This window comes from Mesorhizobium sp. M8A.F.Ca.ET.021.01.1.1, assembly GCF_003998025.1.
Classification (GTDB): domain Bacteria; phylum Pseudomonadota; class Alphaproteobacteria; order Rhizobiales; family Rhizobiaceae; genus Mesorhizobium.
Map to the genome: position 1 here is coordinate 1 of NZ_RZSJ01000207.1, position 9462 is coordinate 9462.

At 64.7% G+C, this 9462-nt stretch carries 9 protein-coding genes; 3 read left to right on the forward strand and 6 right to left on the reverse strand.

Annotated elements, in window-relative coordinates:
• Positions 1-429: SDR family NAD(P)-dependent oxidoreductase (locus EOA36_RS17455; RefSeq protein WP_127278689.1), on the forward strand; the 429-nt coding region annotated here is incomplete at its 5' end.
• Positions 430-470: 41 nt separating this feature from the next.
• Here the strand turns inward: EOA36_RS17455 and ugpC are convergent.
• The 6 genes from ugpC to EOA36_RS17485 all read right to left on the reverse strand — a co-directional run bounded on the left by ugpC (position 471) and on the right by EOA36_RS17485 (position 6682).
• Entirely contained in the window at positions 471-1580 is a 1110-nt protein-coding gene (gene ugpC / locus EOA36_RS17460; protein WP_127278690.1) for a sn-glycerol-3-phosphate ABC transporter ATP-binding protein UgpC, read from the reverse strand.
• Positions 1567-2505 (reverse strand): PfkB family carbohydrate kinase, encoded by a 939-nt coding sequence (locus EOA36_RS17465; protein WP_127278691.1) that lies wholly within the window; start codon positions 2503-2505, stop codon positions 1567-1569. The genes ugpC and EOA36_RS17465 overlap by 14 nt, the downstream gene beginning before the upstream one ends.
• Positions 2505-3527, reverse strand: a complete 1023-nt coding sequence (locus EOA36_RS17470) for an SIS domain-containing protein (protein WP_127278692.1) — start codon at positions 3525-3527, stop codon at positions 2505-2507. The genes EOA36_RS17465 and EOA36_RS17470 overlap by 1 nt, the downstream gene beginning before the upstream one ends.
• The gene (locus EOA36_RS17475) at positions 3527-4372 is read right to left on the reverse strand and encodes a carbohydrate ABC transporter permease (protein ID WP_127278693.1); all 846 of its coding nucleotides are present in this window, start codon (positions 4370-4372) and stop codon (positions 3527-3529) included. Before EOA36_RS17475 ends, EOA36_RS17470 begins: the two co-directional genes overlap by 1 nt.
• The gene (locus EOA36_RS17480; RefSeq protein WP_127278694.1) at positions 4372-5256 is read right to left on the reverse strand and encodes a sugar ABC transporter permease; all 885 of its coding nucleotides are present in this window, start codon (positions 5254-5256) and stop codon (positions 4372-4374) included. The genes EOA36_RS17475 and EOA36_RS17480 overlap by 1 nt, the downstream gene beginning before the upstream one ends.
• Positions 5257-5443: 187 nt before the next feature.
• Positions 5444-6682, reverse strand: a complete 1239-nt coding sequence (locus tag EOA36_RS17485; RefSeq protein WP_127278695.1) for an extracellular solute-binding protein — start codon at positions 6680-6682, stop codon at positions 5444-5446.
• 217 nt (positions 6683-6899) lie between these two features.
• Between EOA36_RS17485 and EOA36_RS17490 the strand changes: the two genes are divergently transcribed.
• Together EOA36_RS17490 and EOA36_RS17495 are read left to right on the forward strand one after the other, a co-directional pair.
• Complete coding sequence (locus EOA36_RS17490) at positions 6900-8114, forward strand: ROK family transcriptional regulator (protein WP_127278696.1); 1215 nt, start codon at positions 6900-6902, stop codon at positions 8112-8114.
• A 107-nt stretch (positions 8115-8221) separates the two neighbouring features.
• The coding region (locus tag EOA36_RS17495; protein WP_145969201.1) for an inorganic phosphate transporter at positions 8222-9462 on the forward strand (1241 nt) is incomplete at its 3' end.

Sequence of the window (9462 nt, forward strand, 5' to 3'; positions counted from 1 at the left end):
GGCCTGTACAGATTCGCCCCGGACGAATTCCTGAAGGTCATGCGGACCAACACGCTCGGTCCGCTGCTGCTGGCGAGGGCGCTGCGCCCGAACCTGGCCGCGGGGCGCATGGGGGTCATCGCCAATATCGGCAGCCGTGCCGGGTCGATGGCCGAGGGACTGATTGATGATTACGATGACGACTATGCCTACCGTTGCTCGAAGGCAGCGCTCAACATGGCAAGCGCTCAACTGGCGCAGGATTTACGCGTCGACGGGATAACGGTGTTGTCACTGCATCCGGGCTGGGTGAAGACTGACATGGGGGGCGATCAGGCGGTCTTGGCTGTCGAGGACAGCGCGCGGGGCCTGCGCATGGTGATCGACAGCGCCACGATTGAGAATAGCGGCTCCTTCCAGACCCTCGATGGCACGCATATCGGGTGGTAGCCAGATGGTGCTGCCTGTCTACGCCCGATGCCCTCGATATCTCAGTGGGACGTCGTCCGTTCGAGACCCGTCGCCGGCAGGGCTTTGCCCGTCGAGGGGTCGAACAAGCGAAGCGCGGCCTCGTCGAAGGTGAGGCTGCGCTTTTCGCCCTTGGCGACCTGGGCTCGCGGCGGGAGGCAAGCGGTCAGCCGCTGCGTGCCGATCCTGGCCGTCGTGACCAGTTCGGGGCCGGTCAGTTCGACGACCTCGATCTCCACCGGCAATGACAGGTCGGTGGCGGCTCCGGTCGCCACACGAAGCGCTTCCGGCCTGATGCCGACGACCATTTGTGCGCCTTCACGAGCCGCGTTCGCATAGCGTGCCGGCAAGGAGATCCGTACATCGGATTCGGCAATGGCCAGCTTGCCGCCGGTGACGGTGGCCTGCAGCATATTCATCGACGGCGCGCCGACGAAGCCGGCGACATAGAGTGTTGCCGGCTCGTTGTAGATCTCTTCCGGCGTGCCGAGCTGCTCGATCCTGCCGTCACGCATGACGGCGATGCGGCTGGCCAGCGTCATCGCCTCGATCTGGTCGTGGGTAACGTAGACGACGGTCGTCTGCAGCATCTGGTGCAGACGCTTCAATTCGGTGCGCATCTCCAGGCGCAGCTTGGCATCGAGATTGGACAACGGCTCGTCGAAGAGGAAGACCTGCGGCTTGCGCACCAGCGCCCGGCCGATGGCGACGCGCTGGCGCTGACCACCGGAAAGCTGGCTCGGCTTGCGGTCGAGCAACGCCTCGATCTGCAGCAGTCTCGCCGCTTCGTTCACGGCCCTGTCGCGCTCGTCAGCGGCGACGCCGCGCATCTCCAGCCCGAAGCCGATGTTGCGGCGCACGGTCAGGTTCGGATAGAGCGCGTAGGACTGGAAGACCATGGCGATATCGCGGTTCTTGGGGTGGACGCCGAGGATCGAGCGGCCGCCGATCAGCACATCGCCGCTGGTCGCTTCGGCAAGGCCGGCGATGATGTTGAGAAGCGTCGACTTTCCACAGCCGGACGATCCGAGCAGCACCAGGAATTCACCGCTCTGCAGCGCGATGTCGATGCCTTTCAGCGTTTCGACACTGCCGTAGCTTTTGCGGATGCCGCGGATTTCAAGCGCGCTCATGCATGGATTCCCTAGACTGCATCGGCCCGCCATAGTTGCGGGGCAAGGTGGAAATGGCGCGCGAGGCGACATAGGTCGCGGCGCGGAGGCACGCGGACAGCGGCTGTTCCTGCGCCAAAGCGGCCAGGAAGGCGGCATTGAAGACGTCGCCGGCGCCGATCGTGTCGACGACACGGACATCGGGCGCGGCGGCTTCGACAAGGGTGTTGTCCGGGCCGATTGCGATGGCGCCCCGCGGCCCACGCTTGACGACGAAGGTCGCGCCTTGCCTCATGCTGGATCGGATTTCCCGCGCCGCGTCCTCAGGACTCGGCAATCCCGCCAGGGTCACCGTCTCGACTTCGTTGAACAGCGCCAGCGCGCAGCGCGACAACCACGCCCTTGTCGCGGCGCAATTGACCTCGGTCCAGCCATCGATCGGCCAGCCTGTGTCGAGCGCCACGGATATGCCGTGGCTGTCGGCCCAGTCGAAAAATGCGTTGTAGTCGCGCGTGAGGTCCTCGGTCAGGAAGGAGCCGGAGAGCAGTGCGTAGCCGCCGGAGAGCGCGCTGCCGTCGAGAACGGACAAGACATCCCCGAGGCTGAAGCGGGGCAGGTGGCCGCGCGTGGTCAAGAAAGTCCGTTCGCCATCGGGATGGGTCATGCCGACCGACAAGGTCGTGCCTTCGGGACGGACCGGCCATTTCTCGGCACGGGCGCCGAACGCCTCGCGAAGCCAATGGCCGAACTGGTCGTCACCGACATTGGCGGCAATGGCGAAATCGACGCCCAGCGCTTGCCAGGCGAGCCCGGTGTTGCCGGCCTGGCCGCCGACGCGCAATTCGTCATGATCGACGACGGTCTCGGTTCCCGCCTTCGGCCATGGCGCGACCGGGCCGACAATCAGGTCGACATTGACGTTGCCGATCACCGCAAGCGGACGCATCACTCGCTCCTGGTGATCTTGGTGGTGCGCACGGGCGTGCCGGCATTGTCGACGCGGCTGTCGGCGAAGGCGATCATGAGGCGCTGCGCCACCGGCAGCATGGTGAAGACAGCGGCCATCCCTGAAGCGGGTCTGAACGAGAGCGTGACGGCACCGGCGACAGGCGCTTGCCCGGACGCGTCGAAAATGACCAGCGGCGCGCCGGCCTCGATCACTGAAAGGGCCATGGCGGTCACCAGCTCCGACGTGGGGTCGTTGCCGCGAAACAGTATGACGCCGATTTTGGGGCCGAGCATCTCCATCGGCCCGTGCCGCAACTGGCCGCCTTCGAGCGAAAAGCAGGGCAGCCGCGACAGTTCGGTCAGGCCAAGCGCCAGGGCTTCGGCCACGCCTTGCAGGCGGCGGCCGGAGGTGACGATCGTATCCACCTTGCCAAGTGCTGCGAGCGCGGGGGCGACGTCGCAATCCTGCGGAGCCTCGAGCATGGCAAGGGCAGGGGCCGGATCCTCACCCAGAGCAGCCAGGATGGCCAGATGCAGGGCCAGGGTCACGGTCAGGCTGCGTGTGGCGGCGAAAGCCAGCTCGGTGCCGCCGTCGCCGACCAGGCAAGGCGCGGTGCGGGCGAGAAATGAACCGCCTTCGAGCGTCAGGCCGAAAATGTCCGAGCTGCCGCCGGCCCGCGAAAACCATCTGACGACCTCGGCGCTTTCGCCGGATTGCGAGGTCACGATTACGGTGCGGCCCGTGAGCGGCAGTGGCTGGCCAAGCTGTTCGGACAGCGGCAGCGCCAGCGCATCGATGCCGAGCCCGCGATAGAGCGGCTCGACGGCACGCCCCACCGCATGCGAGCCGCCCATGCCAAGCAGGAGCAGACGACCGGTGCGCTTGATGGAAGCTGCGGCCTTCTTCGCCTCGGCCGTGTTCTGCCGGAACGAAGCGATCGCATCCGCGTGCTGGCGCGTCATTTCGCGGTCGATGGCGACCAATCCGGCCGGCCGTTCCTTATCTGCAGTCATCATCATCATCCTTTCACACCGCCGCTGGTCAGGCCCGAGATCAGCGCCCGCTGCATGACAAGGCCGATCAGCACCGGCGGCAAGGCCGCCAGCACGCCGGCGGTTGCGATCAGGCCGTAGTCGGAAACACGGCCGCCGGCCAAATCGGCGATGGCGACGGTCAAGGTCTTGGCGCGCTGGTCGGAGGTGAACAGCAGCGCGTAGAAGAATTCGTCCCACGCCAGCAGCACGGCGAACAGCGCCGATGTCGCCATGACCGGCGCCGCCAGCGGCAATGTGATGATGCGCAATGTCTGGAACAGGCCGGCGCCGTCGATCATCGCCGCCGCCTCGATCTCGCGCGGGATGGAATCGAAGCCGGACTTCATCAGCCACGTGGTGAACGGCGCCAATATGGTGAGATAAACCAGCGCCAGGCCGAAGACATTGTTGAGCAGGCCAAGATGCGACAGGCCCATATAGAGCGGCACGGCGAGCGCCACCGGCGGCAGCATGTAGGTGGCGATGACCATCGACAGCGACCAGCCGATCGCGGGCGTTCGCGATACCGCCCAGCCGGCGGGGATGGCTAAGGCGAGTGCCGCCAGCGTCGCCATGCCTGATATCTCCAGGCTGTTGCGCAGCGATGAGGTGAAGGCGGCGCCCGCGCTGTTTTCGGCCGTCGACAGCAATTGTCGGTAGCGGGAGAAGTCGGCTGCCTGCGGCCACCAGCGCAGCGGCTTGGCGGCAAGATCGGCGGCCGGCGAGATGCTCATGATGAACAGCCAGGCGATGGGCGCCAGGATGATCGCGGCGAGCAGCAGCGCGCAGGCATAAATGAAGACGGTGAAGGCGGGGCTCCTGCGTTCCATCAGGCGGCGCTCCCGGCGGTCTTTCGCACCAGTGCCGCATAGGCGACGGCGAGCAGCGTGACGAGCAAGGTGACGATCAGCGCCAGCGACGCGCCCGAGCCGGCGCGCTGGAAGGAGAAGGCTTCCTGGTAGACGAGGATCGAGAGCGTTCGCGTGGTGTTTGCAGGCCCGCCGCGGGTCATCACCCAGATGATGTCGAAAACCTTGAAGGCCTCGATGGTGCGCAGCACCAGCGCCACCATCAGCGGCCCGGCGAGATAGGGCAGGATGACGAAGCGAAAGCGGTTGAAAGGTCCCGCGCCATCGACGAGCGAGGCGGCGGTGATGTCGCGCGGCACGGCTTGGAGAGCGGCGAGCGCGATCAGCGCCACCAGCGGAAAATTCTTCCAGCAATCGGCGACGATCAGGGCCGCCAGCGCCGTTCCCGGCTCGCCGAGCCAGGAGCGGTAGGCGTCGATGAGATGCAGTTGCGTCAGCGCGGCATTGAGCGCGCCATATTCGGGATTGTAGATCAGCCGCCACAGCGTGGCGTTGACCACGGTCGGCAATGCCCAGGGCAGGATCATCAGGGCGCGCAGGATGGCCCGGCCGCGAAATTCCTGATTGAGCAGAAGGGCGGCGAGGACGCCGATCACCATTTCGGCGGCAACAGAGATGACCGCGAACAATGTCGTGGTCACCAGCGTACGCGAGAAATTCGAGCTCGACAGCATGTTGGAGTAATTGTCTAAGCCGACGAAATCGCCGCCCGTGCCGACCAGCTTGGCGTCGGTGAAGGAAAGGCCGACCGTGTCGACCAGCGGCCAGCCGATGACGGCGACCATGACCACGAGCAAAGGCAGCATCAAGAGCCATGCGCGGGTCGTCATCCAGGTGCTCGACATCGGAGCAGCCTCTCTTCTTTCATCTGTGATCCGGACATAGCACGGGCGGCACTCGCGCATGACCCCGGAAATCGGAGGCCGATTTCCGGAAAGGATCATGCGCAAGATAGAAAGTGCTACAGCGTCTTTTGCGCGTCATAAGGGACGCGACGCTGTAGTGTCGCCCGTATTGAACGACTAGCTTGTCTCAAAGGCCGCTGTTCTGCGCGGCGGTCTTCAGGGCATCTTCCGGCGAAGATGTGCCGAGCAGCGATTCCTGGATGGCCTGCTGCAGCGCGGTCGACAGCTCCTGGTATTTCGGCGTGGTCGGACGCGGATACATGGCTGCCAGACCGAGCTTGGCGGCGGCGATCAGCTCCTCCTGGCCCTTGGTGACGGCCGGGTCGTCATAGGACGAGGCCCAGATCGGCAAAGAGAGCTTGGCGTATTGGTTCTGCGTGGCTTGCGAGGTCATGAAGGTGATGTACTTCCAGGCCTCGTCCGCGTGCTTGGAGACCGCGGTGACGCCAAGGCCCATCGAGCCGTTGACGGCCGACACTTCGCTTGTGCCGGCAACGCCCGGCGCCGGCACGACGCCGACCTTGCCGGCCACCTTCGAGTCCTTCGGGTCGTTGGCCATGTTGTACATGTAGGTCCAGTTCAGCGCGAAGGCGGCGTCGCCGTTTTCGAAGACCTTGCGAACGTCCTCTTCCAGGAATTCCTTGGAATTGGGATTGGTGAGACCCGACTTGTAGCTGTCGACCATGTATTTCAGCGCCAGCAGGCCGCCGCCATTCTGGAAGTCAGGCTTGCCGTCCTTGAGGAAGTCGCCGCCATAGGCGCTGACCAGCGTGGTGTAGTCGCAGATCGCGGCCTCGGCCTGCGACCAGCTCCACGCGATCGGCGTCTTCAGCAGGCCCTTGTCCTGGATCATCTTGGCCTGTGCGCCGAGTTCTTCCCAGGTCTTCGGCGGGGTCTTGATGCCGGCCTTTTCCAGGATGTCCTTGTTGTAGAACAGGTATTTGGTGTCGAGGATCCAGGGCATGCCATAGAACTTGCCGTCATACTGGACGGTGGTCCAGGCGCCCGGCAGCACGCCCTTCTTCATGTCGTCCGTGATCTTCGAAGACACATCGCCCAGCACCTTGTTGGTGGCGTATTCGGCCGGCCAGATGACGTCGAACAGGACGACGTCATAACCGCCGCCCGACCCTTGAGCGAGCACGGTCTTGTCGTGCAGGCCCTCATAGGGGACGAATTCGAGATTGACCTTGACGTCCGGATTGGCCTTGGTGAAGGCATCCGTCATGGCGCGCACGTCGGCTTCGCTGTAGGCGGCCTGCGCCATGAACAGCGCGTTGAGCGTCGTTTCGGCGAATGCGTGGGGGACGAACAGTCCTCCGGCAAAGACGGCGCCGACCAGTGTCTTGGTGATTGTCTTAAGCATTTTCTTCTCCCATTCCGGCGTTGACGGGTCGGCGGTGCCTGCGTTTGGCATCGTCTTCCCGGATCCATGTCGCGCGACCTGATCATCACCGGCTGCCCGTGGCGACAGGCTGGGAGCCTGACCATCTTGTTTTGCGGCGCCCGGCTTACATTAAGTCAACTCGCTTGACTTAATTAGTCGATCAATATTCTAATGGAGTCAAGAGGGGAAAACGCCGATGGACGACATCAGCCCGATCCGCGCCAAAAGCGGCACCAACCAGGAGGGCACCAGCGCGCATAATCGCCGCGTCATGATCGAGGCGCTGCGTCTCAATGGCGCGCTGTCGCGGGCCGATCTGGCGCGGGCGACGCAGCTCACCAAGCAGGCGGTATCCAACATCGTCGAGGACCTGGAAAGCGATGGACTGGTCGTGGCGCTCGATGCGGTGCGCAAGGGCAGGGGCCAGCCGTCGACCCCCTACAGGCTGGTGCCCGAAGGCGCTTTCGCCATCGGCCTGCAGATCGACCGTCACCTGACGCGGGCGGTCGCGGTCGACCTGATGGGCAGCGTGCTGGCGCGCGCCGAGGCGAACCTGCCTTTCAACGAGCCGTCAAAGGGCGTCGAGGTCATCCTGGCCCTGATCGATGGCGTCCGGCGTGAGCTGGCCGGCATCTCCTCGCAGTCGGAGAAACGCCTGGTCGGTCTCGGCGTCGCCATGCCCGGCCCGTTCGGCCTGAAGAATTCGGATGACAAATGGATGATGCCGGCCTGGCAGAAGTTTCCGCTGCTGGACACGCTGGCCAAGGGCACGGGCCTGAATGTCGGCCTGCAGAACGACGCCGCGGCCTGCGCGACGGCGGAGCGCATCGTGGGTGCCGCGCATGGCGTCGACCACGCGGTGTGCCTCTATGTCGGCTATGGCATTGGCGCCGGACTGATCCTCAACGGCGAGCTGTACAGCGGCGGCCATGGCAATGCCGGCGAAATCGGCATGGCGTTGCTGTCGCCGGCCGGTCCGGGCTCGACACCGCTCGAACATCGCGCGTCGCTGGCCTCGCTTTACCAGCATCTCGGTCTCGATCCCGCCGACGAGGACCTCTACGGAAAGATCGGCGCGCTGGCCGCGTCGGGTGACGTGAAGATCATGCGCTGGATCGACGGGGCGGCGCACGACCTGCGCTGGAGCGTGCATCTGATCGAAACCATCTTCGACCCACAGACAGTGATCCTGACCAGCGGCGCGCCGGAAGCGCTGGCGCGCCGGCTTGTCGAGGCGATGCATCCGCTGCTGCCGTCGATCGCCGACCGGCCAAGCCGGACCTTGCCGCGGCTGCAGCTCGGCACCACCGACCCCTGGTCGATCGCGCTGGGCGCGGCGGCGGCGCCGATCAGCCGTGCCTTCGATCCGCTGTTCTCGGCGATCCTGAAGACACGCTCCGGGCCCGCTTGAAAGGGACCGTGCGTCGAAGGCAGAGCCTCGCCCCACGTCACACAGGGTTCATCGTCCGGACATAGCGTCTTTTCCAGTTCTTTGCTGCAATGCAATAGGAGTGGGACATGGTGGACATAGTTTCTAGTGAGGCGGGCATTCCGAGACCAGATCATCCGCTGGATAGTTCTGGCGGCGCGAAGTGGTTCCTGCCGGCCTTCGGGGTGCTGGTGCTGGTCGGCGTGGTCTATGTTGGCTACGCGCTGAGCCAGGACCTGGCGGTGGCCAAGACGGTGCCGTGGATCCTGCTCGGCATCGCCTTGCTGATCGCGCTCGGCTTCGAATTCGTCAACGGTTTCCATGACACCGCCAATGCGGTTGCGACCGTCATCTACACGCGCTCGCTGCCGGCGGAATTCGCCGTCATCTGGTCCGGCGCCTTCAATTTTCTCGGCGTTCTCACCTCCAGCGGCGCGGTTGCCTTCGGCATCCTGTCGCTGCTGCCGGTCGAGCTGATCCTGCAGGTCGGCTCCTCCTCCGGCTTCGCCATGGTGTTCGCATTGCTGGTGGCCGCGATCCTGTGGAACCTCGGCACCTGGTTCCTCGGCCTGCCGGCGTCCAGCTCGCACACGATGGTCGGCTCGATCATCGGCGTCGGCCTCGCCAACCAGTTCATGGCACCCGCCGGCAGCGCCACCAGCGGCGTCGACTGGTCGCAGGCGACCAATGTTGGCGTGACCTTGCTGGTGTCGCCGATCATCGGCTTCTTCGCCGCCGCCATCCTGCTCTATGCGATGAAGCTTCTCGTCCGCAATCCGGCGCTCTACGAGGCGCCGAAGGGCAATGCCCCGCCGCCCTGGTGGATCCGGGCGCTGCTGATCTTCACCTGCACCGGCGTCAGCTTCGCGCATGGCTCCAATGACGGCCAGAAGGGCATGGGCCTGATCATGCTGATCCTGATCGGCGTCGTGCCGACGGCCTATGCGCTGAACCGTACGCCCGACATCAATTATCTCGAAGCCTACAAGTCGGCTTCGGCTAGCGTGGAGACCGCGCTGGGCAAATATGTGAAGCCTGGTGTCACCGTCGCCGATGCGAAGGATGCCAAGGCAGCGGTGCAGGATGCCGTGCGCACCCGGACCTGGAGCGACAAGACGACGGTTGCGTTGCAGACCTACATCCACAGCACAACGGCCGAGCTGCAGCCTTACGCTTCGGTCGATAATGTGCCGACCGATCTGGTCAGCAACGCCCGCAACGACATCTATCTGATCGGCGAGGCGCTGAAATTGATCGACAAGAAGCAGTTGCTGCCGATGGAGGCCGCCGATCTCAAGGCGGTCACCGACTATCACAAGGCCGTCGACAA

Bases quoted from the DNA above. Each gene is read 5' to 3' on its own strand.
- ugpC (WP_127278690.1), bottom strand. From the start codon at position 1,580: ATGAGCGCGCTTGAAATCCGCGGCATCCGCAAAAGCTACGGCAGTGTC.
- EOA36_RS17465 (WP_127278691.1), bottom strand. From the start codon at position 2,505: ATGCGTCCGCTTGCGGTGATCGGCAACGTCAATGTCGACCTGATTGTC.
- EOA36_RS17470 (WP_127278692.1), bottom strand. From the start codon at position 3,527: ATGATGATGACTGCAGATAAGGAACGGCCGGCCGGATTGGTCGCCATC.
- EOA36_RS17475 (WP_127278693.1), bottom strand. From the start codon at position 4,372: ATGGAACGCAGGAGCCCCGCCTTCACCGTCTTCATTTATGCCTGCGCG.
- EOA36_RS17480 (WP_127278694.1), bottom strand. From the start codon at position 5,256: ATGTCGAGCACCTGGATGACGACCCGCGCATGGCTCTTGATGCTGCCT.
- EOA36_RS17485 (WP_127278695.1), bottom strand. From the start codon at position 6,682: ATGCTTAAGACAATCACCAAGACACTGGTCGGCGCCGTCTTTGCCGGA.
- EOA36_RS17490 (WP_127278696.1), top strand. From the start codon at position 6,900: ATGGACGACATCAGCCCGATCCGCGCCAAAAGCGGCACCAACCAGGAG.